Source organism: Mesorhizobium sp. B263B2A, from assembly GCF_020165775.1.
GTDB classification, from domain to species: domain Bacteria; phylum Pseudomonadota; class Alphaproteobacteria; order Rhizobiales; family Rhizobiaceae; genus Mesorhizobium; species Mesorhizobium opportunistum.
Genome location: NZ_JAIUIU010000001.1, coordinates 263,575 through 281,095, shown reverse-complemented (window position 1 = coordinate 281,095; position 17,521 = coordinate 263,575). Strand labels below are relative to the sequence as shown.

Below are 17,521 nucleotides of genomic sequence, written 5' to 3'. Positions count from 1 at the left end.
CCCCCGCAAGGGGGGAGATCGGCAGCTTATGCGGCGGCGCCTATCTGCCGGCCTTGATAATTGGCGAAACCATCGACGACATCCAATCTCCCCCCTTGCGGGGGAGATGCCCGGCAGGGCAGAGGGGGGTGCCTCGCGCATCCGCTGGTGTCTAGCCGATGCACTTCGGACCTCATCTCCTCCTCGCCGCCCTCGAAGGCCTCGTCACCTCCGCCGTGCTGGCGCTGACCGCGCTTGGGCTGTCGCTGGTGTTCGGCGTCATGCGTGTCGTCAATGTCGCGCATGGCGAGTTCTTCATGCTCGGCGCGGTGCTCGCCTGGGCGATCTCGACAGCGGTCGGCAGCCATCCGGCGCTTGGCTTCCTGGCGGCACTGGTGATCGCGCCGCTGATCGTCGGTGCCATTGCGCTCATCGCCGAGCGGCTGGTGCTGCGCCGGCTCAACTACAATCCGGAAGCCACGATCGTTGCCACCATCGGCATGCTCTACATCATCCAGCAGCTGGCACTGACCTTCTACGGTCCGGAGGCGCGGCCGGTGGAGCCGCCCTTCAACCACCGCATCCTTTTGCCGTGGTTTGGCTATTCAGGCTACAAGCTGTCTGTCGTCGCTGCTTCCGCGCTCTTGCTGATCGCGACCTGGCTGGTGCTGACGCGCACCAAGGCCGGCCTCGTCATGCGCGCCACGCAGTATGACAGCGAGACGGCGCAAGCCTTCGGCATTCCTGTCGGCCGCGTCTATGGCGGCGTCTTCGCGCTCGGCGCCATGCTGGCGGCCATCGCCGCGGTGTTGATCGTGCCGATCAGCCAGGCGCATTACCTGATGGGACAGGATCCGCTGCTGTTGTCCTTCATCGTCGTCATCATCGGCGGCCTCGGCTCGTTGCGCGGCACGGTCGTCGCCGCCGTGCTGATCGGCATGTCGGACGGCATCATCTCGATGTTCTTCTCGCCGACGCTGGCCAAGATCATCGCCACGCTTCTGGTCGCCATGGTGCTGGTGTTCCGGCCGCAGGGCTTGTTCGGGACGGCCTCGCGATGAGTGAAGCTTCGCCGGCAAAAGCCTACGCGCTCCACCTCGGCGTCATCGCACTTCTGTTCATGCTGAGCTTCGTGCTGCCCGACTACTATCACGGCCTGCTCGCCCGCATCCTGGTGCTGGCGGTGTTCGCCATGGGCTACAATTTGCTGTTCGGCTATGTCGGCCTGCTCAGCCTCGGCCATGCGATGTTCTTCAGCGCCGGTCTCTATGGCGCCGGCCTGGCCGTCATCCAGCTCGGCTGGAACGTGCCGCTGGCCTTCGCCGCCGGAATTGCCTGCGGCGCCGTGCTGGCGCTGGCGATCGGCCTCCTGGCGCTGCGCACCACCGGCGTCGCCTTCATGATCGTCACCATGATGTTCGCGCAGGTGTTTTATCTGCTCATCCTCTACTTCGCCGTGTGGACCGGGGGCGACCAGGGCCAGGTCGTGCCGCAGCCGGCACGCGTGCTCGATCTCGGTGCGACCTCGCTCGACCTCACCAATCCGACGGTGCGCTACATGAGTGCGCTGACGCTGTTCTCGCTTGTGCTCATGATCACGCTGGCCATCGTCGGATCCCGCCATGGCCGCGTGCTGGTCGCCATCCGCGAGAACGAGGAGCGGACGAAGATGCTGGGCTACGACACCTTCTCCAACAAGCTTGCCGCCGTCGTCGTCTCCGGCGCGATCTGTGCGGCGTCGGGCGCCGCCTACGCGCTGCTGTTCGGCTATATCGGCTCGAGCTTCGCCTCGGTACAGTATTCGATCCTGCCGCTGCTGTGGGTGCTGCTCGGCGGCGCCGCCACGACGCTTGGACCGCTGATCGGCACGCTGTTCATGTACTACGTCATCGACATCACCAGCGGCTACACCTCGGCCTATCTGCTGATCGTCGGCATCGCGCTGATCCTGCTGGTGCTGTTCTTCCCGAAGGGCATTCTGGGCAGCATCCGCCAGCGCTGGCTCGGATGGCTGCCATGACGCCGCTTCTGACGACGAAAGGCCTGTCGCGCAGTTTTGGCGGTCTGCGTGCGGTCGACGGTGTCGATTTCACGTTGATGCCGGGCGAAATCCGCGCCGTGATCGGCCCCAACGGAGCTGGGAAAACCACCTTCGTCAGCCTGGTCAGCGGCCGCATCCAGCCCACTTCGGGAGCGATCGTCTTCGATGGCGCCGACATCACCGGCCTGCCGGCCTATGTCCGGGTCCGCCAGGGCATCGCCTACACGTTCCAGATCACCAGCGTGTTTGCCAACCTCACCGCCTACGACAATGTCGCCCTGCCGGTGCAGCGCACGCTGAGCGACGGCCGCTCGAAGGGTGCCGTGCGTGCCGGCGTCATGTCGGCGCTGGAACGCACCGGGCTGGCCGACCGCGCCCACATGCCGGCCGGGCAATTGTCCTACGGCCACCAGCGCCTGCTGGAAGTAGCGATGGGCCTGGCGCTGAAACCACGCCTGCTGATCCTTGACGAGCCGACGCAGGGGCTGGCCGACAGCGAGATCGACAATTTTATCGCGCTTGTGCGCGACATAGCCAACGGCGCCACCGTGCTCCTGATCGAGCACAACATGCCGGTCGTCATGCAGCTGGCGGTCCGCATCACCGTCTTCAATGCCGGCAAGATCCTGGCCGAGGGTACCCCCGAGGCGATCCGCGAAAACGCGGCGGTGCAGGAAGCCTATCTGGGGACGGCCCCATGATCAGAACAAAGATGACGCAGACGGGCAAGACGGAAGCGTTGCGGATCTCGGGACTGGACTGTTTCTACGGCGAGGTCCAGGTGCTCTACGGTCTCGACGTCGTGCTGAACAAGGGCGAGGTGTTGTGCCTGTTCGGCCGCAACGGCGCCGGCAAGACGACGACGCTGAAGGCGATCATGGGCCTTGTGCCAGCCGGCGCCGGCTCGATCAAGCTCGGTGGCCAGGAATTGACCGGCCTGCCGGCGCATGAGGTGCCGAAGGCCGGCGTCGCCTATGTGCCGCAGGGACGGCGGCTGTTCGCCGAGATGACGGTGGCCGAAAACATCGAGATCGGGCTGATGGCGCGCGGCAAGGGCAAGGACGTGCGGGAAAATGTCCTCGATCTTTTTCCATTGCTGCGCCAGCGGCTGCGGCAGCGCTCGGGCACCCTGTCGGGCGGCGAACAGCAGATGCTGGCCATGGCGCGCGCGCTTTGCCTCGAACCGCAGGTGCTTTTGCTCGACGAGCCGACCGAAGGGCTGATGCCGTCGATGATCGCCAAGATCCGCGAGACGGTGGCCAAGCTGCGCGACATGGGCGTCTCGACCATCCTTGTCGAGCAACGGGTCGACGCGGTGCTGTCGGTCGCCGATCGGGTCTCGTTCATCGAGAACGGGCGCAACCGCGAGACGGTCGATGTCGAGGACCTGCGCGCCGACCCTTCGGCGGTCAGGCGCTACGTGGGCGTCGGTTGATCAGCCGAAGAACAGAAAGCCCGCGACCAGAAACGTCGGGATCAGCACCAGGCCGGACCACGCCATGTAGCCGAAAAAGCCCGGCATCCTGACGCCGCGATGCCGGGCAATGGCATAGACCATGAAGTTGGGCGCGTTGCCGATATAGGTGTTGGCGCCCATGAACACGGCGCCCGCCGAGATCGCGGCAAGCGTCGAGGCGAACTCCGTCATCAGATGCTGGGGGTCGCCGCCGGCGAGTTCGAAGAACACCAGATAGGTCGGCGCATTGTCGAGGAAGGACGACAGCGCTCCGGTCAGCCAGAAATAGGCGAGGTCGTTGGGCTGGCCTGAAGGAGAACTGACCAGCGACACCAGCGGCGCCAAGGCCCCCTCATGGCTTGCCCTGAGGATGGCGATGACCGGCACGATGCAGATGAAGATGCCGGCAAACAATTTCGCCACCTCCGCGATCGGCCCCCAGTTGAAGCCGTTCGCTTCGCGGTGGCTTTTGTAGGAGAGGGGGAGCGACAGCAGGGCCAGCGCCAGGATGATGGCGTCGCGCACCAGGTTCTGCAACTCGAGACCGACGCCGAACACGGAGAAGCTGACGCCTGGCTTCCAGGCCGCCGACAAAAGGATCGCAGCGATGACGCCGGCCAGCAGCGGAAGGTTGGCCAGGCCGCGCAGGCGCACCTTCGTATCCGGCGTCGGATCCTTGATCTTGGGCGCGCCGGCCTCGCGCCTGTGCAGGGTGATGTCGATAACTAGGAACACCGCCAGCACGACGAGACCGACGAAAAGCGTCTCCCGGTAGAGATTGGCGGTGGTCCAGAAGAAATCGACACCGCGCAGGAAGCCGACGAACAGAGGCGGGTCGCCGAGCGGCGTCAGCGAGCCGCCGATGTTGGAAACCAGGAAAATGAAGAAGATGACGACATGGGCGTTGAACGGCCTGTTGTCGTTGGCGCGCAGGATCGGCCGGATCAGGATCATCGAGGCGCCGGTGGTGCCTATCACCGAAGCCAGGATCGCGCCGGCAAGCAGCAGTCCGGCATTGACCAGCGGCGTGCCGTGAATGTTGCCGGCAAGCAGGATGCCGCCCGAAATGGTGTAGAGCGCGAACAGAAGGATGATGAACGACATGTATTCGGTGAGCAGCGCATGCAGCACCGCTTCGGTCGCCGAGGGGATGCCGAAGGCCAACGCCAACGGCACGATCACCAGCGCCGCCCATAGGGCTGTGATCTTGCCGTAGTGATGCTCCCATGCATGGTGGAACAGCAGCGGACCGGTGGCGATCGACAGCAGCAGCCCGGCGAACGGCAGCGCCCACCACAGCGACATCGCGGCGCCGGGCAGGCCGTGTTCTTCTGCCGCGAAAGCCACGCCTGGAAACAGGAGCGCGACAGCGATCGCCGCACCTGCCATCTTGCCTATGGTGATCCGCAAAAAGCCCCCCCGCTGCCCCACCGTTCAGTCCGACAACTGGTCTTCAAGCGTCACGCCGGCGTCGCGCATGCGCTGCAGCATGGCATCAAGCGATCCGTTGAGATCGATGCCGCGGCAGGCGTCGAGCCGGACCGTGGTCTTGAAGCCATGGCTGACAGCGTCGAGCGCCGAAAAGCCGACGCAGAAATCGGTCGCCAGCCCGACCAGGGTCAGCGTGTCGATGCCGCGTTCCCTGAGATAGCCGGCGAGGCCGGTCGGCGTCGCATGATCGTTCTCGAAGAAGGCCGAGTAGCTGTCGATGGCGGGGCGGAACCCCTTGCGGATGACGAGCTCGGCCTTGGTCCAGGCGAGGCCGGAGTGAAAATCCGAGCCGAGGCTGCCCTGGATGCAATGGTCCGGCCACAAGGTCTGCTGGCCGTAGGGCATCTCGATCATGGTGAAAGGCTGCGCGCCCGGATGGCTGGAGGCAAAGCTCGAATGACCGGCGGGATGCCAGTCCTGCGTCAGCACGACATGGTCGGCATGGCGGATCATATCGTTGACCAGCGGCACGATCTCGTCGCCGCCGGCGACCGCCAGCGCGCCGCCGGGGCAAAAGTCGTTCTGCAGGTCGATGACAACAAGCGCTTCGTCGGCCATGGGGCTTTCCTCTTCCGTATGCAGGCTCCAGTGGAAAATGCCGCTGACGCGACCGGACGCAGAAACTTGACCAGATGGCAGCCTGCGTCAACCTCTGGAAGCATAACAAATGCGTGGAGGCGGAGCTGCCGCAAACTCCGGCTTTGACAATTCCTGCCGGCTTGATATCATTTGCATACGAATGAATTTCCCGGCCCCTGCGCTGGAAGGATCTTTCGAAGTACCAGCTCTGGAAGGCCTCTTTTCGGGAAGGCAAAGCGTGATCCGTTACGCGAAACCCACCACGGTCGACGAGGCGCTCGCTTTGCTTGGCGAGGGCGCCTGGCGCATTCTGGCCGGCGGCACGGATTTCTATCCGGCACAGGGCAGCAAGCCGTTCCGCGACAATGTCCTCGATATCAATGGCCTGACGACGCTGCGCGGCATCGCCGAGACCGATGGCCACTTTGTTATCGGCGCGCGCACGACATGGACCGACATCATCCGCCATCCCTTGCCGCCAGCCTTCGATGCACTGAAACAGGCAGCGCGCGAGGTCGGTTCGGCGCAGATCCAGAACGTCGCCTCGGTCGCCGGTAATCTCTGCAACGCCTCGCCGGCCGCCGACGGCGTGCCGGGCCTGCTTATCCTCGATGCCGAGGTCGAGCTGCGCTCGGCGGCAGCGACGCGCCATCTGCCCTTGCCGGATTTCATTCTCGGCAACCGCCGCATAGCCCTGCAGCCTGGCGAAATGGTCACGGCCATCCGCATGCCGAAGCCTGCGGGCACGTCCGCCTTCGTTAAGCTCGGCGCACGGCGTTACCTCGTCATTTCCATCGCCATGGTTGCGGCGCGCCTGGTCGTTGAGGGCGGAACGGTCACGGACGCAGCGATAGCCGTCGGCTCGTGTTCGGCCGTCGCCAAGCGGCTCGCCGGTGTCGAGGGGGCGTTGCGTGGGCTGGCAGCGGATGGCGGGCTCGCCGATGCGGTCCAATCCGCGCCGATGGCCGAGCTGTCGCCGATCGCCGATGTGCGCGGCAGCGCCGAGTACCGGCTCGATGCGGCGCGCGAGATCGTTGCCCGCGCCGTGCTGACGGCCGCCGGACCGATGAACGACCACATGGTGGCGGCATGAGCCAGGTTCTGCCTGAAATGAGTGAAGCTCTGCCCGATCTGGGTGGCGTTCCGCTTGGCCTCGAACGTGCCGACATCGCCTTCGCGGTCAACGGCGTCGCCGTCTCGGTCAACGTGCCGCCGCTGCGCCGGCTGTCGCAGGTTTTGCGCGACGAATTGCAGCTGACCGGCACCAAGGTCGGCTGCGACGCCGGCGACTGCGGCGCCTGCACGGTGCTGGTCGACGGCGATCCCGTCTGCGCCTGCCTGATGCCGGCGGCCTCCGCCGCCGGCGCATCGGTGACAACGGTCGAAGGCCTCGCCAATGGCCGGCTGTCGGCGTTGCAGGCCTCTTTCCTCGCCCACGGCGCCGCGCAATGCGGCATCTGCACGCCCGCCCTGCTGGTCGCGGCGATGGCGCTGCTGGAGAAGAAGACGAGCCCGACCGAGATCGAGGTGCAGGACGCGCTCGGCGGCATTCTGTGCCGCTGCACCGGCTACCGGAAGATCATCGCGGCGGTGATGGATGCCTCCTTGCAGACAGCAAGCCTCGATTTCCGCTTGCCTCAAGTCGGCCAAGCGATTGGCTCCTCCCCCATCCGGCTCGATGGCGTGCCGAAAGTCACCGGGGCTGAGAAATTCGGTGGCGATGCCTTCCCCGCCGATGCGCTTGCCGTGCTGGTGGTCCGCTCGCCGCATTATCACGCCAGTTTTGCCTTCGGCGATCTCGACAGTTGGGCAAAGGCGCATCCCGGCATCGTCGGCGTGTTCACGGCGGCGGATATTCCGGGAAAGAACTGTTTCGGCGTTATCGGCCCGTTCGCCGACCAGCCGGCGCTGGCCGAAGGGTTTACGCGGCTCCGCGGCGAGGCGGTGGCGCTGGTCGCCGGCGAGCGCGAGGCGATGCTCGATCTCGATTTGTCGGATTTTCCAGTCCGCTGGACCGAATTGCCGCATTTTCTGCAGCCTGGCGAGGCGCAGGCCGACGGTGCTGCGCTGATCCATCAGGCGCGCCCGGCCAACCTATTGACCAAGGGCTTCGTCGAACGCGGCGATCCCGAGGCAGCGCTTGCCAATGCCGCCGTCACGGTTTCCGGCGCGATCGACACCTCCTATGTCGAGCACGCCTATATCGAGCCGGAGGCCGGCCATGCCTATACGGAGGGCGACACGCTGGTCGTCGTCGCCTGCACCCAGGCGCCATATATGGACCGCGACGAGACGGCGAAGGTGCTCGGCCTTGCCGTCGACAAGGTGCGGATCGTGCCGACGGCGACCGGCGGCGGCTTCGGGTCGAAGCTCGACGTCTCGCTGCAGCCGCTGATCGGCCTGGTGGCGCTGAAGACCGGCCGACCGGCGGCGCTGGCTTACACACGCAACGAATCGATGATTTCGACCACCAAGCGTCATCCCGCGCAGATGAAGGCGACCATCGGCGCCGATGCCAACGGCCATGTCACGGGCATGATCTTCGATGGGGATTTCAACACCGGCGCCTATGCAAGCTGGGGACCGACGGTGGCCAACCGCGTGCCGGTGCATGCCTCCGGCCCCTATGCGACGCCGAACTACCGCGCCGAGGGCCGAGCCGTGCATACGCATGGACCGATTTCCGGTGCTTTCCGCGGCTTCGGCGTGCCGCAGGCGACCATCATGCAGGAGACGCTCTATGACGAGCTGGCCGGCAAGCTCGGTATCGACCGGCTCGATTTTCGCTTGAAAAACTGCCTCCGGAACGGCTCCGAAACGGTTACAGGACAGAGGCTGGAGTCGGGCGTCGGCATTGCCGAGTGCCTGGAGTCGCTCCGTCCGCATTGGGCACGTGCGACGGCGGACGCGGATGCCTTCAACAGCGCCAGCGTGGACAGAAAACGCGGTGTTGGCGTGGCTTCGTGCTGGTATGGCTGCGGCAACACGTCATTGCCCAATCCGTCGACCATCCGGGTCGGCATCTCGCCATCGGGCGAAGTCATCTTGCACCAGGGCGCCGTCGATATCGGCCAGGGTTCCAACACCGTCATCGCCCAGATCTGCGCCGATGCGCTTGGCCTGCCACTGGACAAATTCCGGCTGAAGAGCGCCGATACGGCGATCAGCCCGGACGCCGGCAAGACCTCGGCGTCGCGCCAGACTTTCGTCACCGGCAAGGCGGCCGAGAAGGCGGGGCGGGCCTTGCGCGAAAAGATCCTGCGTTTTGCCAATGTTTCCGAAAAAGCCTCCATGCAGCTCGATGGCTCGGCAATCGTCATCGGCGAGGGCGAGGCCACACGCCGCATCGATCTCGCCTCGCTCGACGCGAATGCCGACGGTTTGGTCTTCCGCGCCGAGGAGACTTATGATCCGCCGACGCTGCCGCTCGATGCCAAGGGCCAGGGCAAGCCCTATGCCGTCTACGGCTATGGGGCGCAGATCGCCGAGTTGGAAGTCGATCTCAAGCTAGGCACCGTGAAGCTGATCAAGATCACCGCCGCGCACGATGTCGGCAAGGCGATCAACCCGCTGCTGGTCGAGGGCCAGATCGAAGGTGGTATCGCGCAAGGGATCGGCATGGCGCTGATGGAAGAATACATTCCGGGCCGCACCGAAAACCTGCACGACTATCTGATCCCGACCATTGGCGACGTGCCGCCTATCGAGACCATACTGGTCGAAGTTCCCGATCCCGAAGGGCCGTTCGGCGCCAAGGGCCTGGGCGAGCATGTGCTGATCCCGACGGCGCCGGCGATCCTCAACGCCATCCGCCACGCCACCGGCGTCCTGGTCACCAAGGTCCCGGCGACGCCGACGCGTATCCGCGCGGGCATCCGCGAAAAAGATGGCATCCGCGAAAAGGAGGCACGCCCATGAGCGAGCTTGCCGAGCGCTTCGAGACCCATGATCCCGGCGAGAAGCTGGTGGCAGAGAAGATCCGCTGCGATGCCTGCCCGGTGATGTGCTACATCGCCGACGGCCGCACCGGCGCCTGCGACCGCTACGGCAATGTCGGCGGCCGTATCGTGCGCATGGACCCGCTGACCATCCTCGACCACGCGGCGGAGACCGGCGCCACGATGGTGCCTTTCGTCGCCGAGGGCGAAGCGTGGGATGGCGAGCTGGTCAACACCGGCCGCCGCTTCGTCACGGCAATTGGCGCCGGCACCACCTATCCCGACTACAAGCCGGCCCCGTTCATCGTCAGCCAGGAGGTCGAGGGCGTCGATCTGGTGACCGTGGTCACCGAAGGCATTTTCTCCTACTGCGGCGTGAAGGTGAAGATCGACACCGACCGTCATATCGGGCCCGAAACGGCTGTCGTGCGCTCGCAAGGCGAGGCGATCGGCCATGTCACGACCGGCGAATATGGCTCGCAGATGCTGTCGCTGGGCGGCGTGCATCATTTGACCGGCGGTTCGAAGGCGGAGGGCCGCGCCACCTGCGATGCGCTGCTCGACCTGTGCAACCGCAAGCCGGTGGAACTCGGCATTGACGGCGGCGCCACCATTGTCGTCGAAGCCGGCAAACCGCCTGTCATCGACGGCAAGCAGGAGCATCGCATGCGCGTCGGCTGCGGTTCGGCGACCATCGGCATGTTCGCCACCCAATGGCGCGGGCTGGTCGATGAGGTGGTGGTGGTCGACGACCACATCACCGGCGTCGTCTCCGAGCATCAGGCCGGCAAGGTGCTGGGCTGGCAGGATACGGGCATCAAGATCATCGGCCGGCGTTCGACGCCGGGCCGCTATTTCAAGGTCTCCGAACCCGGCCTCGGCTGGGGCGGCACCTCGATTTCCGATCCGCTGTCGATCCTTGGCGAATGGAACGCCAAGAAGGGCGCGCGGCCCGGCCTGTCGCTGCTGATGGTTTCGACCACCGGCGAACAGTTCGCCTATTACGAGCTCGATGACGAATTGAAGCCGGTCGAAAAGCCATTTCCGGAGCGGCTGCAGAAGTCGGTCGGTCTGATCGAGGACAATTGCGAGCCGGCTTTGTGCACCGTGCTGTTCATCGGCGGCGCCGGCGGCTCGCTGCGCGCCGGCGTCACAGAAAACCCGGTCAATCTCACACGCTCCGTGCAAGGCCTGAAGACCTATGTCACGGTCGGCGGCGCGCCGGTCTATGTCTGGCCGGGAGGCGGCATCACGCTGATGGTCGATGTCACGCGGGTGCCCGAAGGCGCCTTCGGCTATGTGCCGACGCCGGCGCTGGTGGCGCCGATCGAATTCACCTTGCGCCGCGACGACTACATCAGGCTGGGCGGCTACGAGGCCGAAATCCGCAGTGTCCACGACATCGTTGCCAAGGGCGGCGAATACCTCAATGCGCGCCGCGGCACCGGTGCGCCGGGCGGCAATCCGTGGCCGCCGCTGGCGCAATTGCACCGTGTGCCCGCGAACGGGGCCGGATGATGCAAGGCCCGCAGGTCCATTGGCTGCAGGACGGCAAGCGGCTGCACCTCAGCCACGGGCCGATCGACCTGATCGTCGAAGCCTTTGGCGAGGCGGATGAGTGCCGTGACGCCTACGAACAAGCCGTCGCGCGCTTCCAGACGATCCTGATCGAGTTGGTCAAGGAGCTTCCCGAATTGCGGCTGCCGGCATTCTTCCTGGCGCCGCGCGCATTTGACGGCCCGACGGCGCGTCGCATGGAGGCGGCCGTCATCCCGTTGGCGGAATGCTTCATCACGCCGATGGCCGCCGTTGCCGGGTCGGTAGCCGACGAAATGCTCACCGCGCTGCTTACCGGTCGCAAGCTCGACCGCGCCTATGTCAACAATGGCGGCGACAGCGCACTCCATATCGGCAACGGCCTTTCGATGAACCTGGCGATCGCCGGCACGGGCCACGACATGGCCGACCGGATCATGATCCGCGCGCAGGATGGCGTGCGTGGCGTTGCAACCAGCGGCTGGCGCGGCCGCTCCTTCTCGCTCGGCATTGCCGACGCCGTCACCGTGCTCGCGCGGACAGGCGCCGAGGCCGACGCGGCGGCGACACTCATCGCCAACGCGGTGGACCTGCCCGGCAATCCAGCCATCAAGCGCATTCCCGCAAGCGAATTGTCCCCCGACAGCGATCTCGGCCCGCGGCTGGTGACACAAAGCGTCGGCACGCTTGCGCCTGGCGAAGTGGCGCGGGCGCTGGACAACGGCCTTGCTGTCGCCGAAGATTTTCGCCGGCGCGGCCTGATTGCCGGATCGGCGCTGTTTCTAGGCGGTGAGGCCCGCATCAGTGGCTCCGTTGCGCTTGCGGCGCCCAACAAAAATTCGAGGGAGGAAGTTGCGCATGCCTGAGTTTCCGATCCGCAAGATCGCTGTCCTGAACGAGGAGATCTTTCACGAGGGTGGACCGGCGGCCAAGGTGCCGCGCCGGCGCGCAGCCGCCATGGCGCTGGTGAGAAATCCGTTCGCCGGGCGCTATGCCGAGGAGCTGCAGAGCGCCATGGACGATCTGAAACCGCTCGGCCTGCTGCTCGCCGACCGGCTGATCGCGGCACTCGGTGGCGACGTCAAACAGATCGACGGCTACGGCAAGGGCGCCATTGTTGGCATAGCGGGCGAGCTCGAGCATGGCGCGCTCTGGCATGTGCCGGGCGGCTATGCCATGCGCGAGCGGCTCGGCGACGCCAAGGCGATCGTGCCGTCGGCCAAGAAGGTCGGCGCTTTCGGCTCGAAGCTCGACGTGCCGCTCGGCCACATCAACGCAGCCTATGTGCGCAGCCATTTCGACGCCATGGAGGTCGGCATCAGCGACGGCCCGCGCCCCGACGAGATCCTCTTCTGCCTGGCCATGACCTGCGGTCCGCGCATCCACAATCGCATGGGCGGGTTGGCGGCCGACGACATCAAGGCATGGGACGGCTTGCGGTGAGCGGCGAGGACAATCTGCTCAAGCTGGTCGAGGTCGAGGGGCCGGACGATCAGGATTACCTCCTGCAGGAGCAGGTCGGCTTCATACTGCGCAAGGCGCACCAGCGCCATGTCTCGATCTTCGCCGCGCATATCGGCGACCTGACGCCGCCGCAATTCGCCGCCCTCGCCAAACTGCGCGATGTCGGCGAAACCTCGCAGAACCAGCTCGGCACGCTGATCGCCATGGATGCGGCGACGGTGAAGGGCGTCATCGACCGGCTGAAGGCGCGCGGCCTTGTCGAGCTTTCCAAGCATGAGGTCGACAAAAGGCGGCTGCTGGTCAACCTGACCGCCGAAGGGCGCGAAGCGATCGAACGCCTGATCCCGCTGGCGCGCGAAATCACCGCGGAAACGCTGACGCCACTGTCGGCCAAGGAGGCCGCCACCTTCATGAGGCTGCTGGCCAAGCTGGCGTAAGGCTGCGCTGTCCCGTTTCTTTCGGACGATCCCGTGCCATGCCGCCTCAGGCCGCCTGCGACAGCGATTTGTGGGCCTCCGCCAAAATCTCGAACGATCGCACCCGGGCGGCATGATCCGATATCTGCGCGGTGACCATCAGTTCGTCGGCGCCGGTGCGGCGCACGAAGGCATCGATGCCCTGGCGAACCGTTTCGGGAGAGCCGACGACGGCGCAGGACAGCGCCTGGCCCAGCATGGTCCTGGCCATCGGGTCGAGATCGCGATCATAATTCTCGACCGGCGGCGGCAATCTGCCGGGGCGGCCGGTGCGCAGGTTGACGAAGGCCTGCTGCAGCGAGGTGAACAGCAATCGCGCCTCGGCATCGGTGGGTGCGGCAAAGACATTGAGGCCGAGCATGACATGCGGCTTGTCGAGCTGTTCCGACGGCTGGAAGCGCGAACGGTAGATGTCCAGCGCGTGGTCGAGCTCGGCCGGCGCGAAATGCGAGGCGAAGGCATAGGGCAGGCCGAGCATGGCGGCGAGCTGCGCGCCATAGAGGCTGGAGCCGAGGATCCAGATCGGCACGGTCTGGCCTTCGCCGGGCACGGCGCGCAGGCGCTGGCCCTCCTCGGCCGGCAGGAAATAGCCCATCAGCTCGACGACATCCTGCGGGAAATTGTCGACGCCGGCTTCGAGGTTGCGGCGCAAGGCGCGCGCGGTGTTCATGTCGGTGCCGGGCGCGCGGCCGAGGCCGAGATCGATGCGGCCGGGAAACAGGGCGGCCAGCGTGCCGAACTGCTCGGCAATCACCAGCGGCGCATGGTTGGGCAGCATGATGCCGCCGGCGCCGACGCGAATGGTCCTGGTGCCGCCGGCGACATGGGCGATGACCACGGCCGTCGCCGCGCTAGCGATGCCCGGCATGTTGTGATGCTCGGCCAGCCAGTAGCGCTTGTAGCCCAACCGCTCGGCATGGCGGGCGAGATCGAGCGAATTGGCCAGCGACTGCGAGGCATCGCTGCCTTCGACGATCGGCGACAGGTCGAGAACGGACAATTCGGTCATGCGTTGGTCTCCACGATCTTCTTCTCGCGCACCCTGGCCTCGAAGCCGGCACGGTCTGGGATGATGATGCCGAACTGGCCTTCCAGCGTGTCGGCGAGTTCGGCGGCATTGGCTATGTCCTTCTGCTCGGTGCGGCCGCCGATGTGGTGGATCGACAGGCGATTGCCGCGCAACGCGTAACGCCGATCGGGCGCGGCGCGCGCCGCAAGGACGGAGGTGAGGAAATGCGACATCGGGTTGGTCGACAGGAAGTAGCTGGCGATGGAATAGTCGACCTCGTATTGCGGCTGCAGGTCGAAGCGGTAAAGCGAGCGCCAACCGCCGCCGATGGCGGCCTGCAGGCGGAAATGATCGTCAGCCGCGACGATGCGGAAGGTCTCGTGCGGGGTTTTCTGTTCCGTGCCGGGTTCCAGCAGCAGCGGAGCGGTCAGGGTCAGGCCGCCGAAGCCGACATCGGCGATGTAGGTCCGGCCTTCGAGTTCGACGCGCAGCAGCATGTGGCTGCGCGCCGTGATGGCATCTTCTGCCTGGCCCCAAAGCACGCGCGCGGCGAGGCCGCCGACCTCGAAGCCAAGCGCTTTCAGCACATGCATGAAAAGAAGGTTGTGCTCGAAGCAATAACCGCCGCGCCCGTCAGCGACGATCTTGTCCTGCAGCGCGGCAAGGTCGAGCCTGACCGGGCGGCCGAGAAACGGGTCGACGTTCTCGAAGGGGATTGCCTGCGGATGCAGGAAATGAAGCGTCTTCAGCGTATCCAGCGAAGCATCCCTGGAACCGGCATAGCCGATGCGGGCGAAATAGGCGTCGAGGTCGAAGGGAGCATCGCTCATCGGGAAGGGCACCGGGCATTGATCGGCCGGATATAGGCATTCGATCCCGGCGCCGCAAACACGGCCAGCCGGTCACGCCGAAGCCTTGCCGTTCTCCTCGGCTGGTTCCTCTTCCACCACGGCGGTGTGCTGCGCGGCGAGAAAATTGCCGACATGGCTGAGCCCGTCGAAATGGTCGCAGAACACCTTGATGACGACCAGCAACGGCACCGCCATCAGGGCGCCGACGAAACCCCACAGCCACGACCAGAAGGCGATGGCGATGAAGATCGCCACGGCGTTGATCTCGAGGCGCCGACCAACCACCATCGGCGTCACGAACTGGCCTTCGACGACGTCGCACAAAAGCACGAAGGCGGGTGCCAACAGCGCGTAGGAAATGGTGTCGAAGCTGATCAGCGCAATCACCGCGACCAGCACGATGGTCAAGAGCGCCCCGACATAGGGCAGGAAGTTGAACAGGGCGGCGGCCACGCCCCAGACCAGCGGGTTGGGCACGCCGAGCGCCCACAGGCCAAGGCCGATGACCGTACCGAGGCCGGCATTGATGATGGTGACGGTAAGCAGATAGTGCGAGATTTCGCGCTCGACGTCATAGACTACGCGCAGCGCCCGCTTCTTCTCGCTGAGGCTGGCGAAGGACTGGATGATCTTCTCATAGAACATCGTCCCCGAGGCAAGCAGGAACAGCGACAGCACGAAGATGATAGTGAGGCTTGTTCCCGCCGACAGGATGTTGCTGGCGGCCGCCGACAGGATGCCGGACTGCGCCACCGCGACTTTTTGGATGCCGGGCTCCTGCGAGGTCTCGGTCAGCTGTTCGATCTGATGCGAAATCTGCATGATCTTTTCCAGCGGACGCCGCAGTTGCGCCAGCCGCTCGGTAAGCTGTTGGCCGATCGACGAGGAGTTGTTGATGAGGTCGAAGACCGGGCTGGAGAGCAGGTAGCCGGCGCTGGCGAAGACGCAGATAGACAGCAGCACCAGAAGGGTCGCAGAGGCCACTTCGGGAATGCCGCGCTTGCGCAGTATCCGCACGATCGGGGTGAGCGTCAGGGCGAGCAGAAAAGCCAGGATGACCGGCATGAAGAAGGCGCGTGCGAAGTAGAGCGCGTAGATGGCCATGAACAGGAAAATGCCGACCAGCAGCAACCGCATCAGATGCGTGTCGGCACGCGCCTCAACGCGCGGATCCGGCTCGTCGGCGGCGCCTGCGCCCAAGGCAGCGGGTTCGGTTTTCATGGTCACCCTCGAACCGTCCGCCTCTCCGCGGCCGGCAATTGCCTGCAGGAAACGCGAAGTTCAGGCTGTAGGTTCCATGAGCCGGCTTTGCGAGAGGGCGCGGCTGGCGAGCCCGCTCGCCGCTTAGGCGGCGGGTGTTGCCAGCGCCGGCGCGGACTTCGCGGTTTCCTTGCGCACGATCGGGGCCACCCTGGTGCCGTAGAGTTCGATCGCATTCATGATCTTGGCGTGCGGCATGGTGCCGATCGCCATTTGCAGCAGGAAGCGGTCATTGTTGAAGATCTTGTGCTGGGCGACGATCTTTTCGGCGACCTGCTCGGGATTGCCGACGAACAGGGCGCCATTCGGGCCGCGCGACTGGTCGAAATGCGCCCGCGATGTCGGGCCCCAGCCGCGCTCGCGGCCGATGCGGTTCATCACCTCGGCTTGCGGGCCATAAAAGTCATCGGCGGCCTGTTCGGTCGTCCCGGCGATGAAGCCGTGCACGTTGATGCTGGTGGCGAGACCCGTCGGGTCGCTGCCGGCGCGCTTGGCCGCCTCGCGGTAGAGGTCGAACAGCGGCGCGAAGCGTGCCGGCTCGCCGCCGATGATGGCAAGCGCCAGCGGCAGGCCGAGCGCGCCCGCGCGCGCCGCCGATTGTGGCGTGCCGCCAATAGCGATCCAGACCGGCAACCTGTCCTGGAACGGCCGGGGATAGACGCCGCGATCGTTGATCGGCGCGCGCAGATTGCCGGACCAGGTGACTTTCACCTGGTCGCGGATGGCAAGCAGCAGATCGAGCTTTTCGGCGAAGAGTTCGTCATAATCCTCCAGATTGTAGCCGAACAGCGGAAAGGACTCGATGAACGAGCCGCGTCCAGCCATGATCTCGGCACGACCGCCCGAGAGAAGGTCGAGCGTGGCGAACTGCTGGAAGACGCGAACCGGATCGTCGGAGGAGAGGACGGTGACCGCGCTGGTCAGCCTGATGCGCTTGGAGCGCTCGGCGGCCGCCGCTAGCGCCACGACCGGTGCCGAGGCCGCATAGTCGGGCCGGTGGTGCTCGCCGAGACCAAAGACGTCGAGACCGACCTGATCGGCCAGTTCGACCTCCTCGATCAGGTTGCGCAATCGCTCATGCGGGCCGATGGCGCCCGGGCCGGGCTGCGGGCTGACGTCGGCAAAGGTGTAGAGACCGAGTTCCATCTGATGTCATCCTGATGTTGGGTTTTGCGGCTAAAGCAAATTCCAGGGAAAGTGTGAAACGGTTTTCCGTCCGGAATTGCGTCAAAACAAAAGAGAAAGAGCGGTTCACCGAAACGGTGAACCGCTCTGGAAGTAGCGACCAACATGCCTCGCCACCAGAGAGCCGGACGGTGAACAGTGCATGTCGGTTTGGATGAGAAAGGCGTCTCCCGTGGGCAACAGCACAGAATTTCATGGCTGGCATACCGTTTTGGCGCTTGAACTCTCGCTATTCGCGCGTATGTAAGCCTCGCGA

At 65.3% G+C, this 17,521-nt stretch carries 16 protein-coding genes; 10 read left to right on the top strand and 6 right to left on the bottom strand.

What is annotated here, in order from left to right:
* The first annotated feature begins 158 nt into the window (after positions 1-158).
* The 4 genes from LB568_RS01365 to LB568_RS01350 are packed head-to-tail and all read left to right on the top strand — an operon-like array spanning position 159 to position 3,455.
* A complete protein-coding gene (locus tag LB568_RS01365; protein ID WP_013891824.1) occupies positions 159-1,040 on the top strand; it encodes a branched-chain amino acid ABC transporter permease in 882 nt (293 codons plus the stop codon).
* The gene (locus tag LB568_RS01360; RefSeq protein WP_224728815.1) at positions 1,037-1,999 is read left to right on the top strand and encodes a branched-chain amino acid ABC transporter permease; all 963 of its coding nucleotides are present in this window, start codon (positions 1,037-1,039) and stop codon (positions 1,997-1,999) included. The genes LB568_RS01365 and LB568_RS01360 overlap by 4 nt, the downstream gene beginning before the upstream one ends.
* A complete protein-coding gene (locus tag LB568_RS01355) occupies positions 1,996-2,721 on the top strand; it encodes an ABC transporter ATP-binding protein (protein ID WP_224728814.1) in 726 nt (241 codons plus the stop codon). Before LB568_RS01360 ends, LB568_RS01355 begins: the two co-directional genes overlap by 4 nt.
* An 11-nt stretch (positions 2,722-2,732) precedes the next feature.
* Positions 2,733-3,455, top strand: a complete 723-nt coding sequence (locus tag LB568_RS01350) for an ABC transporter ATP-binding protein (RefSeq protein WP_224729477.1) — start codon at positions 2,733-2,735, stop codon at positions 3,453-3,455.
* Here LB568_RS01350 and LB568_RS01345 read toward each other — a convergent pair whose 3' ends face one another.
* On the bottom strand, positions 3,456-4,865 hold the full coding sequence (locus LB568_RS01345) for a sodium:proton antiporter (protein ID WP_224729476.1): 1,410 nt from the start codon (positions 4,863-4,865) through the stop codon (positions 3,456-3,458).
* Positions 4,866-4,910: 45 nt separating this feature from the next.
* Positions 4,911-5,525 carry a bifunctional nicotinamidase/pyrazinamidase gene (gene pncA / locus LB568_RS01340; protein ID WP_013891829.1) on the bottom strand — a complete coding sequence of 205 codons (615 nt, stop codon included), beginning with the start codon at positions 5,523-5,525 and terminating at the stop codon, positions 4,911-4,913.
* 259 nt (positions 5,526-5,784) lie between these two features.
* Here pncA and LB568_RS01335 point away from each other — a divergent pair, with 259 nt between their 5' ends.
* The 6 genes from LB568_RS01335 to LB568_RS01310 are packed head-to-tail and all read left to right on the top strand — an operon-like array spanning position 5,785 to position 12,921.
* Positions 5,785-6,639, top strand: a complete 855-nt coding sequence (locus tag LB568_RS01335; RefSeq protein ID WP_224728813.1) for an FAD binding domain-containing protein — start codon at positions 5,785-5,787, stop codon at positions 6,637-6,639.
* Between the two features lie 17 nt (positions 6,640-6,656).
* Entirely contained in the window at positions 6,657-9,464 is a 2,808-nt protein-coding gene (locus LB568_RS01330) for a molybdopterin-dependent oxidoreductase (RefSeq protein WP_224728812.1), read from the top strand.
* Entirely contained in the window at positions 9,461-11,002 is a 1,542-nt protein-coding gene (locus tag LB568_RS01325) for a hypothetical protein (RefSeq protein WP_013891832.1), read from the top strand. Before LB568_RS01330 ends, LB568_RS01325 begins: the two co-directional genes overlap by 4 nt.
* Positions 11,002-11,886, top strand: coding sequence for a UPF0280 family protein (locus LB568_RS01320; RefSeq protein WP_224728811.1), 885 nt, complete (start codon positions 11,002-11,004; stop codon positions 11,884-11,886). The genes LB568_RS01325 and LB568_RS01320 overlap by 1 nt, the downstream gene beginning before the upstream one ends.
* A complete protein-coding gene (locus LB568_RS01315; protein WP_224728810.1) occupies positions 11,879-12,463 on the top strand; it encodes an amino acid synthesis family protein in 585 nt (194 codons plus the stop codon). The genes LB568_RS01320 and LB568_RS01315 overlap by 8 nt, the downstream gene beginning before the upstream one ends.
* A complete protein-coding gene (locus LB568_RS01310) occupies positions 12,460-12,921 on the top strand; it encodes a MarR family winged helix-turn-helix transcriptional regulator (RefSeq protein WP_224729475.1) in 462 nt (153 codons plus the stop codon). The genes LB568_RS01315 and LB568_RS01310 overlap by 4 nt, the downstream gene beginning before the upstream one ends.
* A 46-nt stretch (positions 12,922-12,967) precedes the next feature.
* Here the strand turns inward: LB568_RS01310 and LB568_RS01305 are convergent, their stop codons facing one another.
* The 4 genes from LB568_RS01305 to LB568_RS01290 form a co-directional block, all read right to left on the bottom strand.
* Entirely contained in the window at positions 12,968-13,969 is a 1,002-nt protein-coding gene (locus LB568_RS01305) for an LLM class flavin-dependent oxidoreductase (RefSeq protein WP_140575233.1), read from the bottom strand.
* Positions 13,966-14,799 carry an arylamine N-acetyltransferase family protein gene (locus LB568_RS01300; RefSeq protein WP_224728809.1) on the bottom strand — a complete coding sequence of 278 codons (834 nt, stop codon included), beginning with the start codon at positions 14,797-14,799 and terminating at the stop codon, positions 13,966-13,968. The genes LB568_RS01305 and LB568_RS01300 overlap by 4 nt, the downstream gene beginning before the upstream one ends.
* A 72-nt stretch (positions 14,800-14,871) precedes the next feature.
* A complete protein-coding gene (locus LB568_RS01295) occupies positions 14,872-16,041 on the bottom strand; it encodes an AI-2E family transporter (protein ID WP_224728808.1) in 1,170 nt (389 codons plus the stop codon).
* A gap of 123 nt (positions 16,042-16,164) precedes the next feature.
* Positions 16,165-17,226, bottom strand: coding sequence for an LLM class flavin-dependent oxidoreductase (locus tag LB568_RS01290; RefSeq protein ID WP_013891839.1), 1,062 nt, complete (start codon positions 17,224-17,226; stop codon positions 16,165-16,167).
* Positions 17,227-17,521: the final 295 nt, after the last annotated feature.